This is a genomic window from Geothrix oryzisoli (genome assembly GCF_022808865.1).
Taxonomy (GTDB): domain Bacteria; phylum Acidobacteriota; class Holophagae; order Holophagales; family Holophagaceae; genus Geothrix; species Geothrix oryzisoli.
Window position 1 is genome coordinate 235,189 of record NZ_JAKZLB010000002.1, and the last position, 15,631, is coordinate 250,819.

At 69.4% G+C, this 15,631-nt stretch carries 14 protein-coding genes; 6 read left to right on the forward strand and 8 right to left on the reverse strand.

What is annotated here, in order from left to right; genetic code table 11:
• The first annotated feature begins 74 nt into the window (after positions 1–74).
• Positions 75–1,019 carry a TerC family protein gene (locus MLE43_RS05825; RefSeq protein ID WP_243302532.1) on the forward strand — a complete coding sequence of 315 codons (945 nt, stop codon included), beginning with the start codon at positions 75–77 and terminating at the stop codon, positions 1,017–1,019.
• A complete protein-coding gene (locus MLE43_RS05830; RefSeq protein WP_243302533.1) occupies positions 1,016–1,966 on the forward strand; it encodes a bifunctional riboflavin kinase/FAD synthetase in 951 nt (316 codons plus the stop codon). Before MLE43_RS05825 ends, MLE43_RS05830 begins: the two co-directional genes overlap by 4 nt.
• Before the next feature lie 7 nt (positions 1,967–1,973).
• Here the strand turns inward: MLE43_RS05830 and MLE43_RS05835 are convergent, their stop codons facing one another.
• The 3 genes from MLE43_RS05835 to MLE43_RS05845 all read right to left on the reverse strand — a co-directional run bounded on the left by MLE43_RS05835 (position 1,974) and on the right by MLE43_RS05845 (position 3,418).
• Positions 1,974–2,174 (reverse strand): hypothetical protein, encoded by a 201-nt coding sequence (locus tag MLE43_RS05835; RefSeq protein ID WP_243302534.1) that lies wholly within the window; start codon positions 2,172–2,174, stop codon positions 1,974–1,976.
• A gap of 149 nt (positions 2,175–2,323) precedes the next feature.
• Complete coding sequence (locus tag MLE43_RS05840; protein WP_243302535.1) at positions 2,324–2,635, reverse strand: hypothetical protein; 312 nt, start codon at positions 2,633–2,635, stop codon at positions 2,324–2,326.
• Between the two features lie 168 nt (positions 2,636–2,803).
• Complete coding sequence (locus tag MLE43_RS05845) at positions 2,804–3,418, reverse strand: acyltransferase (RefSeq protein WP_243302536.1); 615 nt, start codon at positions 3,416–3,418, stop codon at positions 2,804–2,806.
• Positions 3,419–3,446: 28 nt separating this feature from the next.
• Here MLE43_RS05845 and MLE43_RS05850 point away from each other — a divergent pair, with 28 nt between their 5' ends.
• On the forward strand, positions 3,447–4,133 hold the full coding sequence (locus MLE43_RS05850; protein WP_243302537.1) for a MarC family protein: 687 nt from the start codon (positions 3,447–3,449) through the stop codon (positions 4,131–4,133).
• On the opposite strand, the gene MLE43_RS05855 is transcribed toward MLE43_RS05850, so the two are convergent.
• Positions 4,134–4,670, reverse strand: coding sequence for a glutathione peroxidase (locus MLE43_RS05855; RefSeq protein ID WP_243302538.1), 537 nt, complete (start codon positions 4,668–4,670; stop codon positions 4,134–4,136).
• A 112-nt stretch (positions 4,671–4,782) separates the two neighbouring features.
• Between MLE43_RS05855 and MLE43_RS05860 the strand changes: the two genes are divergently transcribed.
• Together MLE43_RS05860 and MLE43_RS05865 are read left to right on the forward strand one after the other, a co-directional pair.
• On the forward strand, positions 4,783–6,171 hold the full coding sequence (locus MLE43_RS05860; protein WP_243302539.1) for a two-component system sensor histidine kinase NtrB: 1,389 nt from the start codon (positions 4,783–4,785) through the stop codon (positions 6,169–6,171).
• 44 nt (positions 6,172–6,215) lie between these two features.
• Entirely contained in the window at positions 6,216–9,101 is a 2,886-nt protein-coding gene (locus MLE43_RS05865; RefSeq protein WP_243302540.1) for a WD40/YVTN/BNR-like repeat-containing protein, read from the forward strand.
• Between the two features lie 3 nt (positions 9,102–9,104).
• Here MLE43_RS05865 and MLE43_RS05870 read toward each other — a convergent pair whose 3' ends face one another.
• From MLE43_RS05870 to uppS, 4 genes are read right to left on the reverse strand one after another with little or no spacing between them, the layout of a single operon-like run.
• The gene (locus tag MLE43_RS05870; RefSeq protein ID WP_243302541.1) at positions 9,105–10,241 is read right to left on the reverse strand and encodes a M50 family metallopeptidase; all 1,137 of its coding nucleotides are present in this window, start codon (positions 10,239–10,241) and stop codon (positions 9,105–9,107) included.
• Positions 10,242–10,255: 14 nt separating this feature from the next.
• Complete coding sequence (gene dxr / locus MLE43_RS05875; protein ID WP_243302542.1) at positions 10,256–11,410, reverse strand: 1-deoxy-D-xylulose-5-phosphate reductoisomerase; 1,155 nt, start codon at positions 11,408–11,410, stop codon at positions 10,256–10,258.
• 1 nt (position 11,411) lies between these two features.
• Positions 11,412–12,296, reverse strand: a complete 885-nt coding sequence (locus tag MLE43_RS05880) for a phosphatidate cytidylyltransferase (protein WP_243302543.1) — start codon at positions 12,294–12,296, stop codon at positions 11,412–11,414.
• A complete protein-coding gene (gene uppS, locus MLE43_RS05885) occupies positions 12,296–12,982 on the reverse strand; it encodes a polyprenyl diphosphate synthase (protein WP_243302544.1) in 687 nt (228 codons plus the stop codon). Before uppS ends, MLE43_RS05880 begins: the two co-directional genes overlap by 1 nt.
• 232 nt (positions 12,983–13,214) lie before the next feature.
• Here uppS and MLE43_RS05890 point away from each other — a divergent pair, with 232 nt between their 5' ends.
• Complete coding sequence (locus tag MLE43_RS05890; RefSeq protein WP_243302545.1) at positions 13,215–15,608, forward strand: response regulator; 2,394 nt, start codon at positions 13,215–13,217, stop codon at positions 15,606–15,608.
• Positions 15,609–15,631: the final 23 nt, after the last annotated feature.

Here is a 15,631-nt window from a genome sequence, read left to right on the forward strand (position 1 = left end):
CTTCCCACGAGGTCTGGCCCGCCCCCACCGCGGGGACTTCCCCCTCTCGATAAGCTGGATGTTCTGGAGGACCTTTGGTCGACGCTCTGCTGCAAGCCGCTCCCTGGTGGGCCTGGGGGGGCTTTACTGCCTTCGTGTTCCTGATGCTCACCCTCGACCTGGGCGTGTTCAACCGGAAGATCCACGCCCCCAGCATGCGCGAGGCGGGGATCTGGAGCGCGGTCTGGATCACCCTGGCCCTCGTCTTCAACGCGCTGATCTTCCAGGCGGAGGGCACCCAGAAGGGGCTGGAGTGGTTCACGGGCTACGTGCTGGAGAAGTCCCTCAGCGTGGACAACCTCTTCGTGTTCGTCCTGGTGTTCCAGAGCTTCCAGGTGGACCTGCGGCATCAGCACCGGGTGCTGTTCTGGGGCGTGCTGGGGGCTCTCGTCATGCGGGCCGTCATGATCCTGGCCGGCACGGCCCTGCTCAACCGCTTCGAATGGATGATGTATGTCTTCGGTGGCTTCCTCGTCTACACGGGGGTGAAGATGCTGCTGGTGAGGGGCGAGGACTCCGATCCCACGCAGAACCCGCTGGTGCGAGCCTTCCGCCGCTTCGTGCCCTATGACGAGAAGGGTGGCCACGAGCACTTCTGGTCGTACCGGAACGGCCACCGCTTCGCCACGCCCATGCTGCTGGTGCTCATCACCATCGAGGTGACGGACCTGGTCTTCGCCGTGGACTCCATCCCCGCCGTGCTGGCGGTGACCCGCGACCCCTTCGTGGTCTACACCTCGAACATCTTCGCCATCCTGGGTCTGCGGAGCCTCTACTTCCTGCTGGCCAAGATGATGGACCGCTTCCACCGCCTGAAGACGGGGCTGGCCGTGGTGCTGGCCTTCGTGGGCGTGAAGATGTGCATCGCGACCTGGGTGCACATCCCGGTGCAGTACAGCCTGCTGGTCATCGCCGCCGTGCTGGGGGGGAGCGTGGTGGCCAGCCTGGCCTGGCCCGTGGAGCAGGACGGCGCGGAATGATGGAGGTCTGGCGCCACACCCTGGAGGCGGCTCCGGTCGCGGGTCCCTTCGTGGTCACCCTCGGCACCTTCGACGGCGTCCATGCGGGCCATCGGGAGCTGCTCCGCACGGCCGCCCAGCGGGCCCGGGCCGCGGGCCGGCGCTCCGCGGTGGTGACCTTCGACCCGCATCCCACCGTGGTGGTGGCCCCCCAGCGCAAGCCCAAGCTGTTGATGACCCTGGAGCAGCGCCTGGAGGCCTTCGAATCCGAAGGCATGGACCTGGCCTGGGTCATCCCGTTCAGCCGCGCCTTCTCGGAGCTGAGTCCCGCGGCTTTCCTCGAGGGCATGCACCGGGCTCTCTCCCCCGTGGAGCTCCACGTGGGCAGCGCCTTCTGCTTCGGCCGCGACCGCAGCGGCACGGTGGCGACCCTCGAGGCCTGGGGTGCGGAGCACGGCTGCGCGGTGCACACCCTGGCCCTGCGGGCTCCCGATGGCGGGCGCCTCTCCAGCACCCGCATCCGCGAGGCCCTGGACCGGGGCGAGATCGAGGCTGCGGCGGAGCTGCTGGGTCACCCCTACACCCTGACCGGCGTGGTGGTGGAGGGGGACCGGCGGGGCCGCCACCTGGGTTTCCCCACGGCGAACCTCGCCTGGGAGCAGGAGCAGCTGCCGGCCTATGGCGTCTATGTCACGGAGGCCTTCCTTCCGCACCACCACCCTTCGCTGGGGGGCCCCCGCCTGGGGCTCACCAATGTGGGCGAGAAGCCCACCTTCGAGGGCCAGCGCCTCACCGTGGAAACCCACCTGCCGGAATTCGAGGGCGACCTCTACGGGGCCCGGCTGCAGCTGCGCTTTCTCCACCGCATCCGCGGCGAGGCCCGTTTCGCCTCCGTCGACGAACTCCGCGCCCAGATCACCCGGGACGTGGCGGCCGGACAGGCGTGGTGGGCGGCCCGGCGGACCTGAGCCACCCCTAGCTGGCGGTGGCCACCCGCCAGCGGGTGAGGGGCCGCTCCGCCAGGTCCCAGACCTGGAAGCCCAGGGGGAGGCGGCTCACGCCCAGGCGCTTGCGGATCTGGGCCTTGGCGGCTTCCAGGCTTTCGGCCTCGAGAGGGCCGTACTCCATGAAGTAGCCGCTGAACTTGTAGCCGAAACTATGAAGAGGGGTCCGCATGGGGGGCTCCGTCTGTCCCGTTTCGATAGTATTCGTCTTTTTTTCGCTCAAGTCAAGGTCTGCAGGCGAAAAAAAGAGCGGAGGTGGACCGGGCGGATTCCCCAGCTTCCCCCCGCCGCCTGGACAGGGGGTGTCGAATCCACCCGGGATCAGCGGAGCCAGAGTTCCACGCGGGCCTGGAAGGGGGGTGCCAGGGGCCGAGGCAGGGGGCAGGGCAGCGGCCGGAGGACCACGCGGCCCTCTCCGCAGTCGTCGTCGCGGTAGGACCGGACGTAGCCGGGATAGCAGCGGTCGTCGCGGTCGCGGCGCTCCCAGCGGTCGCCCTCCCAGCGTCGGTAGGTGTCACCGTAGACGTCCCGTTCCACCACCACCACGCGGCGGGAGGGACGGCGCCAGGGGCCGTGGGCGGAGAGGGGGAAGGCGGCGAGGGCCACGAAGGCGAGCAGGACCAGACGGCGCATGGGACCTCCTTGCGGGAGCGGGGTGGGTCCACCCCGCACGGAGGACATCTCACGAGCCGTGCCATATCCGGAAGTGAAGTCGTTAAATCGGTTGACTGTTGAAGGAGGCCGGAAGCGCCGCGCGAAATGCAACATCGGAGGCCACCGGCGTGGCAGGGGGCGACGCGCTCAGCGGTTCCGCCGGTCCCCCACCACGAGGGCGGGAACTCCCGCCACGATGGCCCACTCCGGCACATCCTTCGTGACCACGGCGCCCATGGCCACCACGGCGTGATCGCCAATGGTGACGCCATCGGTGATGCCCGCGTTGGCGCCGATCCAGACGTCGCGCCCGATGCGGATGCCGCGGGACCGCACGGGCTGGTCCCTGAGGTCGCGGTCCGGCTTCAGCCCGTGGTCGAAGGCGTAGATCGCCGTGCCGCTGGCGATGCGCGTGCCGTCGCCGATGGTGATGCCCTTGCGGCCGCCGTCCAGCCGCGCCCCGGCGTTCACGCTGACCTCGTCGCCCAGGGCGAGGGGGCCATGCAGGAAGGCCTGGGCGGCGATGGCGCAGTGGTCGCCCAGCCTCACGCCCCGGCCCGGCTCCCCGAAGATGGCCGCGTCCGGCGCGATGAAGCAGCCCGTCCCGAGGGTCACGGTCTCCTGGGCCACCAGCCGGGCCTGCACCTCGGCCTGCCAGGCCTCGGCCCAGGCCCGGTGCCGGGGCTTGAGGGCGAAGTAGAGCCAGGGCATCCAGGCCAGACGCCGCTTGTGCTGGTCCCGCAGGGCCTCGAGGTCGCGCATGGAAGAAGTCTAGCGGCTACAGTAGGCCATGCCCCACCTCGGCCCCCTGCCCACCTTATCGTTCGCCCTCGGTGTGGCGACCTCGCTGTTCTCGGTGCTCAACCCCATCAGCGCGGCGGCCATCTTCGCCAGCGCCACGGCGGGCATGGATCAGCCGGCCCTGCGCCGCAGCGCGAAGAAGGCGGCGCTCACCGCGGGCGCGGCCATGCTGGCCTTCGCCCTGGTGGGCCAGTTCATGTTCAGCCTCTTCGGCTTCACGGCGCTCGCCATGCGCTTCGTGGGCGGCGTGCTGGTGCTCTACCGCGCCATCGCCATGCTCTACGGCGAGGACCCCCGCGAGCGCAGCACCGAGGACGAGAAGGCCGAGGCCAGCCGCAAGCTGCCCGAGGACTTCGCCATCATCCCCTTCGGCATCCCGCTGGTGGCGGGGCCCGGCACGCTCTCCACGGTGATGGGTATGATCGCGGGCATCAGCTGGCTGGAATACGGTGTGGTGCTCCTCGCGATCCTGCTGAACACCTGGATCGTCTACCTCTTCCTCCGCAAGGCGCCGGCGGTGTTCGCCCGCCTGGGGGCCATCGGCACCAAGGTGGTGAACAAGCTCATGGGCCTCATCCTCGCCGCCGTGGCCATGCAGTTCCTCATCAACGGCGTGAAGGCCCTCTACCTCGAGATGCGCGAGACGCCGCCGGCGGCCATCGTCGCGACGAAGTAGCTACTTCAGCGCCGCGTCGAGGGCGGCCCGCAGCTCGGGGCTGTCGGGGGCGACCTTGCTGGGGAAGGCCTGGAGCACCTGGCCGTCCTTGCCCACGAGGTACTTGTGGAAGTTCCAGGCGGGCTCGCCGTGCTTGGCGGTGAGGAACTGGTACACGGGCGCCTGGTGTGCACCCTTCACGTCCAGCTTCTCGAACAGGGGAAAGGTCACGCCGTAGTTCGTCTGGCAGAACGACTCGATCTGGGCGGCGGTGCCGGGTTCCTGGGCGCCGAACTGGTTGCAGGGGAAGCCCAGGATCACCAGACCGCGATCCCGGTAGTCGGTGTAGAGCTTCTGCAGGCCCGCGTACTGGGGCGTGAACCCGCATTCGCTGGCCACGTTCACGGCCAGCACCACCTTGCCTTTGTAGGCCCCCAGGGACTGGGATTTGCCATCGAGGGTGCGGAGGGTGATCTCGTGCAGGGACATGGGGACCTTCCTTTCGGTGCCGGACAGGGCGAGGGCGGTGAGGAGGACGAGGGTGGACGCAGCGTGCATGGAGGCTCCCGGTGGGTAGTCCTTGGATGCTGCCCCCGCCCCGGCTGTTCCAGGCCCGGGGGGTCGGCCCGGCGGGGGAACTGCGCTAGCCTCTTGGGCGAACGGACGGTCCATGCCCGACCCCAGCCCGAAGCCAGCACCGCCCCCGAAAGCCGCCACCGCCGGGGCCGCGAAGGTCGCCCTGGGCTACGCGCTCCTCTCCGCGGTGTGGATCCTGCTCTCCGACCGCCTGGTGCAGGCCCTGGCGCCGAATCCCGCCTGGATGACCATCCTGAGCATCCTCAAGGGCTGGGCCTTCGTGGCCGTCACCGCCACCCTCCTGTTCGTCATGGTGAAGCGCCTCGTGGCCGGCCTGGCCAGCCGCGAGGCCCAGATGCGGACCTTGCTGTACGCCATTCCCGACCTGGTGTGGCTGAAGGATCCCGAGGGCGTCTACCGCGCCTGCAACCCGGCCTTCGAGCGCTTCTTCGGCGCCCGGGAGCCGGAGATCCTGGGCCGGACCGACTACGACTTCGTACCGAAGGACCAGGCGGACTTCTTCCGCCAGAAGGACCGCGAGGCCATGGCCGCGGGGGGCCCCCGGGTGAACGAGGAGTGGGTCACCCTGGCGGACAGCGGCGCCCGCGTCCTTCTCGAGACCCTGAAGACCCCCATGCTGGACCCGTCCGGCAGGTTCGTCGGCGTGCTGGGCATTGCGCGGGACATCACGGAGCAGGACAGCCACTCGCGGGAGCGGGCGAGGCTCCAGGCCCAGCTCTACGAGGCGCAGAAGCTGGAAGCCCTTGGCCGCTTCGCCGGCGGCGTGGCCCACGACTACAACAACATGCTGAGCGTGATCCTCTCGAACGCGGATCTGGCGCTCTTCCAGATGGCCGAGGGCCGCCCCGAGCGGAAGCACCTGGAGGAGATCGTCAAGGCCGCCCGGCATTCGGCGGATCTCACCGCCCGCATGCTGGGCTTCGCCCGCCGCCAGCCGATGGTGCCGGAGGCGGTGGACCTCAACCAGGTCGTGGCGCACCTCCTGCCGGTTCTGGGCCGGTTGGCGGGCGAAGCCATCGAGCTCACCTGGAGCCCCGGCGGGGAGCTGTGGACGGCCTGGGTGGACCGCATCCAGCTGGAGCAGGTGCTCACGAACCTGGTGGTCAATGCCCGGGACGCGATGCTGGGCCCGGGCCGGATCACCCTGGCCACGGCCAACTGGACGCTGGCCGACGGGGACTGCGGGGCCTGGACCGAGGCGGCGCCCGGCCAGTATGTGGGGATCCAGGTATCGGACACCGGGAAGGGCATGACCCCCGAGGTGGCGGCCCAGATCTTCGAGCCCTTCTTCACCACCAAGCCCTCGGGCCGCGGCACCGGGCTGGGGCTGGCCATGGTCCACGGCATCGTCCGCCAGCACCGGGGGGCCCTCCAGGTGGACACCGCCCCCGACCGGGGGACCACCTTCCGCATCCTGCTCCCCCGGGCCGGCGCTCAGGTGCCCGTGGAGGCACCCCGCTGAAGGGGCAGGATCCGGCTATGCTGGCCTCAACTCACGAGGCTTCCATGCGACCTGCCGGTTTGGCCCTGCTTCCCCTTCTGCTCACGGCCGGGGAGGCGCCCCTCACCAAAACCCAGGCTGCGGCAGCCTTCCATCCGAAGGTGGCGACGCCAGCCTCCGCCCGTCCGGGCGCCTTCGAGCAGCGCACCGCCCTGGAGGCGACCACGCCCTTTGCGGCGATCCCCCTCCGCAACGTGGGTCCCATGGGCCAGGGCGGCCGGGTGGTAGCTCTGGCGGTGGATGACCGGGCGCCCCAGCACTGGCTGGCCGCCTTCGCCACGGGGGGCCTGTGGTGGACCGACACCGAAGGGGCCACCTGGACGCCCCTCTTCGACCACGGCCCGGCCATCGCCCTGGGGGATGTGGCCGTGGTGTGGGGCGCGCCCGGGGTGCCCAAGGTGATCTGGCTGGGCACGGGCGAGGCCAACGCCAGCCGCAGTTCGTACGCCGGGGCGGGGGTGTTCCGTTCCCTCGACGGCGGCAAGACCTGGCAGGCGGCCGGCCTGGCGGACAGCCACCGCATCGCCCGGATCGCGCCCCATCCGACCAATTCGGACGTGGCCTACGCGGCGGCCCAGGGTCCGCTCTACACCGAAGGAGGGGAACGCGGTGTCTTCAAGACCACGGATGGCGGGAAGACCTGGGCCCAGGTGCTGAAGGCCCCGGCCCGCACCGGCGCCACGGACCTGCTCATGGATGCCGCCGACCCCGACACGCTCTACGCCGCCCTCTGGGAGAAGGACCGCAAACCCTGGGACTTCCTGGAGAGCGGGCCGGGCTCGGGCCTGTTCAAGACCACGGATGGCGGGAGGACCTGGGTTCGCCTCGAGGGCGGGCTGCCCGGGGGCGAAGGGCTGGGCCGCATGGGCCTGGCCCAGAGCCGGCAGGATCCGAAGAAGCTCTACGCCTTCGTGGACAACCAGACGCCGCGGCCCGAGGGGGAGCAGGATCCCTTCGAGGATCCGGAGCACCTCACGGCCAAGCGCCTGCGGGGCCTGGACGAGGCGGCGCTGGCCAAGGTGGAACCGAAGCGCCTGAAGGCCTTCCTCAAGGAGAACGGGTATCCCAAAGGCCTGACGGCCGAGGGCCTCCAGGCGGATCTGAAGGCCGGCAAGGTGAAGGTGAAGGACCTGCTGGACTGGCTCGGCGACGCGGACCAGGCCCTGTTCGACACGGACATCGTCGGGGCGGAGCTGTACGCCACCGAGGACGGCGGGGCCACCTGGAAGCGGACCCACTCGGGCCGCCTGGAGCAGTTCACCTACACCTACGGCTACTACTTCGGCCAGGTGCGGGTGGATCCCACCAACGACCGCAAGGTCTACCTGCTGGGCATGCCGGCCATCCAGAGCGAGGATGGGGGGCGCACCTTCAAGGGCATCAACGGCGAGGACTGGAGCGTCATGCACCCCGATCACCACGCCCTGTGGATCGATCCGCGGGACGGTCGCCGCCTGGTGCTGGGCAACGATGGTGGGCTGAACGTCTCCACGGACGGCGGCGGCACCTGGCGCAATGTGAAGAACCTGCCCGTGGGCCAGTTCTACGCCATCACCACCGATCGGGCGGAACCCTACAAGATCTACGGCGGCCTCCAGGACAACGGCGTGATGGCGGGTCCCGCCACGCCCTTAAAGCCGAGCCAGCAGACGGACACCTGGCGCGCCATCTACGGCGGCGACGGCGGCTTCGTGCAGGTGGACCCCCGGGACAACACCACGATCTACACCGAGAGCCAGTTCGGCCACATGAGCCGCCTGGAGAAGTCGGGCCGCACGGCCATCCGGCCCATCCACCAGCTGAAGGAGACGCCCCACCGCTTCAACTGGATGACGCCCATCCTGATGTCGCCCCACAGCCCGGACATCCTCTACACGGGCACCCAGAAGGTGCTGCGGAGCCTGGACCGGGGCGCCACCTGGACGGCCATCAGCGGAGACCTCACCAGCCATCCGAAGGCCGGGAACGTGCCCTTCGGAACGCTCACCACCCTGGCGGAAAGCCCCAAGCGCTTCGGCCTGCTCTACTCAGGCACGGACGACGGTCAAGTCCACGTGAGCCGGGATGGCGGCTTCACCTGGCACCGGGCCGACAAGGGCCTGCCCCGGGACCGCTGGGTGACGCGGGTGGAAGCCAGCGCCCACGAGGAGGGCACCGCCTACGCCACCTTCAGCGCCTACCGCCAGGACGCCAGCGAGGCGCTCGTCTTCCGGACCACGGACTACGGCGCGACCTGGAACTCCATCAAGGGCAACCTGCCGGCGGAAAACGTCAACGTCATCCGCGAGGATCCGGCCAACCCGAGGCTGCTGTTCCTGGGCTCGGACTTCGGCGTCTTCGCCTCCCTGGATGGCGGCCAGCGCTGGGAGGTGCTGGGGCGCGACCTGCCCCATGTGCCCGTGCACGACCTGGCCATCCAGCCCAAGGCGAAGGATCTAGTGGTGGGGACCCACGGCCGCAGCGCCTTCGTGGCGCCCATCGGGGCCCTGGAGCAACTCACGCCGGAGGTCCGCGCCCAGGCCGCCCACCTCTTCGAGCCCGCCAAGGTGAAGGGCCAGGCCTGGTGGAAGCAGGACCGCCCCGGCTGGTTCGGCACCCGTGAGCCCGAGCCCTGTGTCTTCTGGTTCCACCTGGCCCAGGCCGGCGCCGTCACCCTGACCCTGCGGGATGCCAAGGACGCCGTGCAGCGCACCTGGACCCTGCAGGCGGGCGCCGGGCTGGGCCGGGTGGACTGGGACCTCCTGGTGGACCCGGCCGCGCGGCCCGGCCTGCCCGCGGGCCGCCGTCCCTTCGTCCTGCCCGGTGAGTACGGCCTCACCCTTGAGGCCGCCGGACAGGCCCTCAAGGCCAAGGTCGTGGTGGAGGCGCCGAAGGAGCCGAAGGACGAATAGGCGTTATTTCCGCAGCTTCATCAGGTCCAGGAAGATCACCAAGGCCATGAGGGAGGCCAGCAGCAGGAAGCCGCCCGTGAGGATCTTCTCCTTCAGCTCGATGGTGAGGTCCTTCCGCCGCGCCTTCTCGAAGGCCAGCAGGGCCATGTGGCCGCCGTCCAGGGCGGGGATGGGCAGCGCGTTGAGGATGGCCAGCTGCAGGCTGATGGCGGCGCACATGAAGAGGAAGGTCTCCCAGCCGTGCTTGGCGGCCCGGCTGCCCTGCTTGATGATGCCGATGGGTCCCGCCACCTCGGCGCTCTTGGCCTGGAAGGTGACGAGCCGCTTGAGGAAGCTGAAGACCTGGCCCGTGAGACGCCAGGAGGTCTCCACGGCGTAGCGGCCGCCGGTCAGGAGGTCGCCCGCCTGGAAGGGGCGGAACGCCAGGGGCGTGGCCACGGGCAGGGGCATGAAGCCCAGGCGGCCCTTCCCGCCTTCGGCGCGGGGCGTGAGGGGGAATTCCATGGCCTTGCCGTCGCGGGTGAGGCGGAAGGGCACGGGCTGGTCCGGATGGGCCTGGATGTAGGCCACGGCGGCCTCCCACTCGGCGCCGGGGAAGCTCAGGTCGCCGATGCCCCGCAGCTCGTCACCCACCTTGAGGCCGCCCTGTTCCGCGGCGCCGCCGGGAACGAGCTCCACCACGGTCCAGGTCTCCTGCACCTTGGTGACGCGGGCCTGGTGGATGCCCACCGCCGCGAAGAGGACCAGCGTGGTGGCCAGGTTGGCCAAGATGCCGCCGCTGTAGAAGAGCATGCGCTTGCCGAAGGGCTGCTGGAGGAAGCCGTAGGGGTCGTCGGCTCCGGGCTCCTCGGGGTTGAAGCCCGCCAGCTTCACATAGCCGCCCAGGGGCAGCAGGGAGAGGCGCACATCGGTCTCCCGCCACTTGAAGCCGAACAGGCGCGGACCGAACCCCAGGGAGAAGACCTCCACGGGCATGCCCATCCACTTGGCGGCCAGGAAGTGCCCCCCCTCGTGGAGGAAGATGAGGCCCCCCAGCATGAGCACGGGGCCCCAGAATCCGGCCCCGGGCAGCTTGAAGGCGAAGAGGAAGGCGGCGGCGAAGGCGAAGCTGAAGGACAGGGACAAGCGGAAGCGGTTCATGGATGTCCGAAAGGTCAGGTCCGGGCTTGGACCCATCCTTCAGCATGACGCCTCGCGGCCCGATCTGCATCCAGCACCTGGGGCAGGGACTCCAGGGGCCGGGCGGGAATCCGGGCCAGGGTGTCCCGGTTGCAGGCCTGGATATCCCAGAAACCCAGCTGCCCTTGGAGGAAAGCGGCTACGGCCACCTCGTTGGCGGCATTCAGCAGGGCCGGGGCCGTGCCGCCCTCCCGCAGGGCCTCGAAGGCCAGGCCCAGGCAGGGGAAGCGGTCCAGGTCCGGGGCCTCGAAGGTCCAGGCGCGGGCGGCCTCCCAGGGGTACGGGGCCACCGGACCGGGCTGCTTGTCGGGGTAGAGCAGGCAGTACTGGATGGGGAGCTTCATGTCGTTGGCGCAGACCTGCAGCTGGTAGCTGCCGTCGTGGAAGCCCACCATGGCGTGCACCTGGCTCTGGGGGTGGACGGTCACGGCCACCTGGTCGGCGCTGAGCCCGAAGAGCACCGAGGCCTCGATGACCTCCAACCCCTTGTTCATGAGGGTGGCGCTGTCGATGGTGATCTTGGGCCCCATCTTCCAGGTGGGGTGGTTGAGGGCCTCCTCGATGGTGGCGGCCTGGATGCGGGCCAGGGGCCAATCGCGGAAGGGGCCGCCGCTGGCGGTGATGCGCACCTCGCGGATGGAGGCGGGATCGCGCCTGTCCAGCAGCTGGTGCAGGGCCGCGTGCTCGCTGTCCACGGGCAGCAGCTCGCCGCCGCCCGCGCGCGCCGCCTCGTGCATGAGCGCGCCGCCCACCACCAGCGATTCCTTGTTGGCCACGCAGACCCGGCGGCCGCCGCGTAGGGCGGCTTCCGTGCTGGCCAGCCCCGCGCTGCCCACGATGGCGGCGACCACGGTATCGGCGTCGGCCTGGAGGGCGCAGGCCAGGAGGCCGTCGTCACCCCAGTGGACCTCCGGCCGGTAGGAGAGGCTCGTCCGCAGCCACGCGGCATCGGCCTGGGTGCCCACGGAGACGCAGCGGGGCCGGAAGGCGTCGCACTGGGCCCGCAGCAGCTCCCGGTTCCGCCCCCCCGCCAGCGCCACGACCGAGAGACGGTCCGGATGCGCCCGCACCACGTCCAGAGTGGAGGTGCCGATGGAGCCGGTGCTCCCCAGGAGGGCGAGGTGCCTCACGTCAATTGAACCCGTGGACGAAGTGCACATAGGCGAACAGCACCGGCGCCGCGAACACCAGGCTGTCCACGCGGTCCAGCACGCCGCCGTGGCCGGGGATGCTCACGCCCATGCAGGAGTCCTTCACGCCGGCGCTGCGCTTCCAGGTGCTTTCCACCAGGTCGCCCAGCTGGCCCACGAGGCCCAGCAGCAGGCCCAGGGCCACCACGTCCACCCAGGTCCACCTCGGGCAGACCGTGGCCTGCATGAGGAAGGCGCCAAGCAGGTTGCCGCCCAGGTTGCCGAAGGCGCCCTCCCAGCTCTTCTTGGGGCTGACGCGGGGCGCGAGCTTGTGCCGGCCGAAGAAGGTGCCCACGAAGTAGGCGGCGCTGTCGCCGAACCACGTGATGATGAAGAGGGCGAGGATGAGCCGGCTGCCGGTCCGGGGCAGGGTGTCCTGCAGCATGAACAGCTTCTGCTGGAAGCCCAGGCCGAAGCCCAGGTAGAGGGCGCCGAGCCAGGTGATGGCCTGGCTCGGCAGCGCCTCCTCCAGCTTCCGGTCGAAGAACAGGGCGCCGAAGTGGATCACCAGGGACCCGACCGTGAAGACCAGCCAGAGCGGCAGGGGATCCTGCCCGCCTGTGGCCAGGAAGAAGTGGGCAAGGATGCCCCAGCCCACCAGGGTTCCCGCGGTCAGGGAGGGGTTGAAGCCCCGCACCCGGGCCATGAGGGTCATCTCGCGGACGCCCATGAGGATGGCGAGAGCCATGACGGCCAGGTAGGTCCAGGGGGCCCAAGGGCGGTCGCCGAACCAGAGGAGGCTGAAGAAGAAGACGCCGAAGACCAGGGCCGTGGTGATGCGCACGGACATGTTCTTCGTGTCCACCTTGGGCGTGGTCCGTTCCATCAGATCCCCCCGAAGCGGCGTTCGCGCTGGGCGTAGTCCTCAAGCGCATCGTTCAACTCCGCGGGGCCGAAGTCGGGCCACAGGAGGTCGGTCATGTAGAGCTCCGCGTAGGCGGACTGCCAGAGCAGGAAGTTGGAGATGCGATGTTCGCCGCTGGTGCGGATGAGGAGGTCCACGTCGGGCACCCCGGCGGTCCAGAGGCGGGCGCCCAGGGCGGCCTCATCGACCTGGTCCGGACCCAGGCCGTCCTCCACGCAGCGCCGGGCGGCCTGGGCCAGCTCCAGGCGCGAGCCGTAGTTCACCGCCAGGTGGAAGGTCATGCCGGCGTTCCCGGCCGTCGCCGCCTCCAGGGCCTTCATGTCGGCCTGGATGCCGGCGGGCATGCCCGCCAGGGCCCCCAAATGGTGGAAGCGGATGCCCTTCTTGGTGAGCTGGTGGACGAACATGCGGAGGTACATGCGGAGAAGGGCCATGAGGGCGGCCACTTCCTGGGGCGGGCGCTTCCAGTTCTCGGTGGAGAACGCGTAGAGGCTCAGGTGCCGGATGCCCGCGTCGGAGGCGGTCTCCAGGATGCGCTCCACGGCCTGCACGCCGGCCTTGTGCCCCTTGATCCGGGGCCAGCCCCGCTGGGCGGCCCAACGGCCGTTGCCGTCCATGATGATCGCGACGTGGGTCGGGATGCTCATCGCGTGCCTAGAGTCCAGTCCGGCCGGCTGGTTCCGCGTGGGTGGCCTCGCGCATCCCCAGCGGGGATGCCGAGATGATCACGGCGACATGGGTCGGGACGGTCATCGCGCCGGAAACCTCGGAAAGGTGTAAAAGGTCATGCTAGCACGGGGTCTGCCGTAAAGCTGGGGAGCGCCTTGTCTTCCAGGCCCCCATGCTAGGCTTGACTCCATCTTTTTCCCTGGCGAACCCATGGTTCAGTTCAATACCCGAGCCAACGAGATCCTGCTCAAGCTGGTCTACTATGGGCCGGGCCTGTCGGGCAAGACGACCAATCTGCAGTCCCTGCACGCCATGTGCTCCGACCGGCAGCGGGGGGAGTTGTTCTCCGTCAACACCCAGGAGGACCGCACCCTCTTCTTCGACCTGCTGCCCATCAACCTGGGCTACGTCTACGGGAACTCCATCCACCTGCAGATCTACACGGTGCCCGGTCAGGTGCAGTACGACGCCAGCCGCCGGGTGGTGCTGGGCGGGGCGGATGGGGTGGTCTTCGTGGCGGATTCCAGCGAGTCCAAGATGCAGGACAACGTGGACTCGCTGTCGAACCTGTACCACAACCTCAACGCCAACCGCTTGAACATCAAGCAGATCCCCTTCGTCCTCCAGTACAACAAGCGGGACCTGCCGGACGCCATGGCCGTGGGCGTCATGAACCGCCGGCTGAATTTCCGCAGCGTCCCCTACTTCGAATCCGTGGCCAACCGGGGCACGGGGGTGCTGGACACCTTTCTGGCCATCACCCGGGATACGGTGGCCTACACCTTCAAAAAGTACCACCTGGACAAGAAGATCAAGGACTTCGACGAGATGCTCGCGCTCATCGAGTCCAATGTGCGGACGACCCTGCACGAGCTCCCGCCCCCTCCGGAGCCTTCCGCGCAGCCCGAGGAGCCGTCCGCCCCGGCGCTGCGCACGACGGTGCTGAAGCATGGCAGCGTGAGCATCGACGACCTGCAGCCCGGCCGGGCGGCCGATCCCCAGGAACTGCTGGAGAACGCCCTCAAGTCGAACATGGAGACGGCCCGCCTCTATTCGGAGCTGAAAGAGGCCAAGGAGTCGCTGGAGCAGAAGAACGAGGAGCTGGGCAAGCTCTACGCGCAGCTGGAGCGCGTGAACCAGGACAACCAGAAGACCCGGAAGTACCTGGAGGGCCTCATCCAGAACATGGGCGAGGCGCTGATCTCCTTCGCGCCGGACGGGAAGATCCTCACCTGGAACGCGGCGGCCGAGCGCATCTTCGGCTACACGCGGCCTGAAATCGTGGGCCGCAACATCTCCCAGCTCGCGCCGAGCCACCTGGTGGGCGAGCTGGATCAGATCACCCACCAGGTCGGCCGCGGCCAGGTGGTCCGCGACAAGGAGACGATCCGCGTCCGCAAGGGGGGCGAGACCTTCTCGGCCAGCGTCACCTACGCTCCGGTGCGGGGCGCCGACGACCGCGTCATCGCCCTCTCGGCCCTGATGCGCGACACCAGCCAGACCCAGGCCCTGGAGGACCAACTGGTCCACTCCCAGAAGCACGAGGCCCTCGGGAGGCTGGTACCGACCCTCTTCCACGAGGCCGCAAACCGGCTGACCCCGGTGCTGCTGGAGGCCCGGCTCATTTCAGAATCCGCCCTGGACCCCTACCAGGCCGAGCAGGCGGCCCGCCTGGTGAAGGCCGTGGACTCGGTGCAGAGCCTGCTGGATCCCCTCCAGACGGTGTTGAATCCGCCCAAACCGGCCCGCGTTCCGACCCAGCTGAACCAGGTGATCCAGGAGGCCGTGGGCTTGGTGGACCTGAAGGCGCGGCGCATGGGCGCCACCCTGGACCTGAACCTGGACGCCAACCTGCCCGAGGCGCCCTTCGATCCGTGCCTGCTGCGCCAGGCCCTCACGAATCTGCTGCTGAACGGGCTCCAGGCCATGGCCACCAGTCCGGCCAAGCGCCTCCGCATCGCCACCCGGGTGGTGGACGGCCAGGCGCAGGTGGTGGTCCAGGATTCGGGAACCCCGATTCCCGAGGCCGTCCTGGCGGATCTCTTCGATCCCGTCTCGGCCGCCACGCCGGAGGCCCTGGGCCTGCCGGTGGCCCACATCATCGCGCGCCAGCATGGCGGCCGGCTGACGGTGCGGAGCCAGGAGGGCCTGGGGAATGCGTTCCTCCTAGAGCTCCCCCTCCAGACCACGCCTGCCGCCGTCGCCTCCGAGGCCACGGGCTTGCAGGGCCGCCGGGCCCTGGTGGTGGACGATGAAGCCTTCCTGCTCGAGTGCCTGGTGGACGCGCTCCAGATCTGGGGCATGGAGGTCGTCTCGGCCAGTCAGGGCGAGGAGGCCATCCAGCGCCTCGAGGCGGGGGAGTTCGACCTGATCGTCTCGGACATCCGCATGCCCGGGCTGTCGGGCGTGGACCTCTTCAAGTGGCTGCAGGCCCACCGTGCGTCCATGACGCGGCGGATCCTCTTCACCACGGGCGATTCCTTCGACGCGAAGACGCGCGACTTCCTGGAAACGAGCCAGGTGCCCTATCTGGGTAAGCCTTTCGATCTAGCGCCACTGAAACAAAGCCTTGAGCAACTGCTAGAGACTCCGATCGAGGCGTGAGACTTCCCCCTGCGTCATAATGG

Coding starts and splice junctions, on each gene's coding strand:
- MLE43_RS05830 (WP_243302533.1), top strand. CDS start 1,016: ATGATGGAGGTCTGGCGCCACACCCTGGAGGCGGCTCCGGTCGCGGGT.
- MLE43_RS05835 (WP_243302534.1), bottom strand. CDS start 2,174: ATGCGGACCCCTCTTCATAGTTTCGGCTACAAGTTCAGCGGCTACTTC.
- MLE43_RS05840 (WP_243302535.1), bottom strand. CDS start 2,635: ATGCGCCGTCTGGTCCTGCTCGCCTTCGTGGCCCTCGCCGCCTTCCCC.
- MLE43_RS05845 (WP_243302536.1), bottom strand. CDS start 3,418: ATGCGCGACCTCGAGGCCCTGCGGGACCAGCACAAGCGGCGTCTGGCC.
- MLE43_RS05850 (WP_243302537.1), top strand. CDS start 3,447: ATGCCCCACCTCGGCCCCCTGCCCACCTTATCGTTCGCCCTCGGTGTG.
- MLE43_RS05855 (WP_243302538.1), bottom strand. CDS start 4,670: ATGCACGCTGCGTCCACCCTCGTCCTCCTCACCGCCCTCGCCCTGTCC.
- MLE43_RS05860 (WP_243302539.1), top strand. CDS start 4,783: ATGCCCGACCCCAGCCCGAAGCCAGCACCGCCCCCGAAAGCCGCCACC.
- MLE43_RS05865 (WP_243302540.1), top strand. CDS start 6,216: ATGCGACCTGCCGGTTTGGCCCTGCTTCCCCTTCTGCTCACGGCCGGG.
- MLE43_RS05870 (WP_243302541.1), bottom strand. CDS start 10,241: ATGAACCGCTTCCGCTTGTCCCTGTCCTTCAGCTTCGCCTTCGCCGCC.
- MLE43_RS05880 (WP_243302543.1), bottom strand. CDS start 12,296: ATGGAACGGACCACGCCCAAGGTGGACACGAAGAACATGTCCGTGCGC.
- uppS (WP_243302544.1), bottom strand. CDS start 12,982: ATGAGCATCCCGACCCACGTCGCGATCATCATGGACGGCAACGGCCGT.
- MLE43_RS05890 (WP_243302545.1), top strand. CDS start 13,215: ATGGTTCAGTTCAATACCCGAGCCAACGAGATCCTGCTCAAGCTGGTC.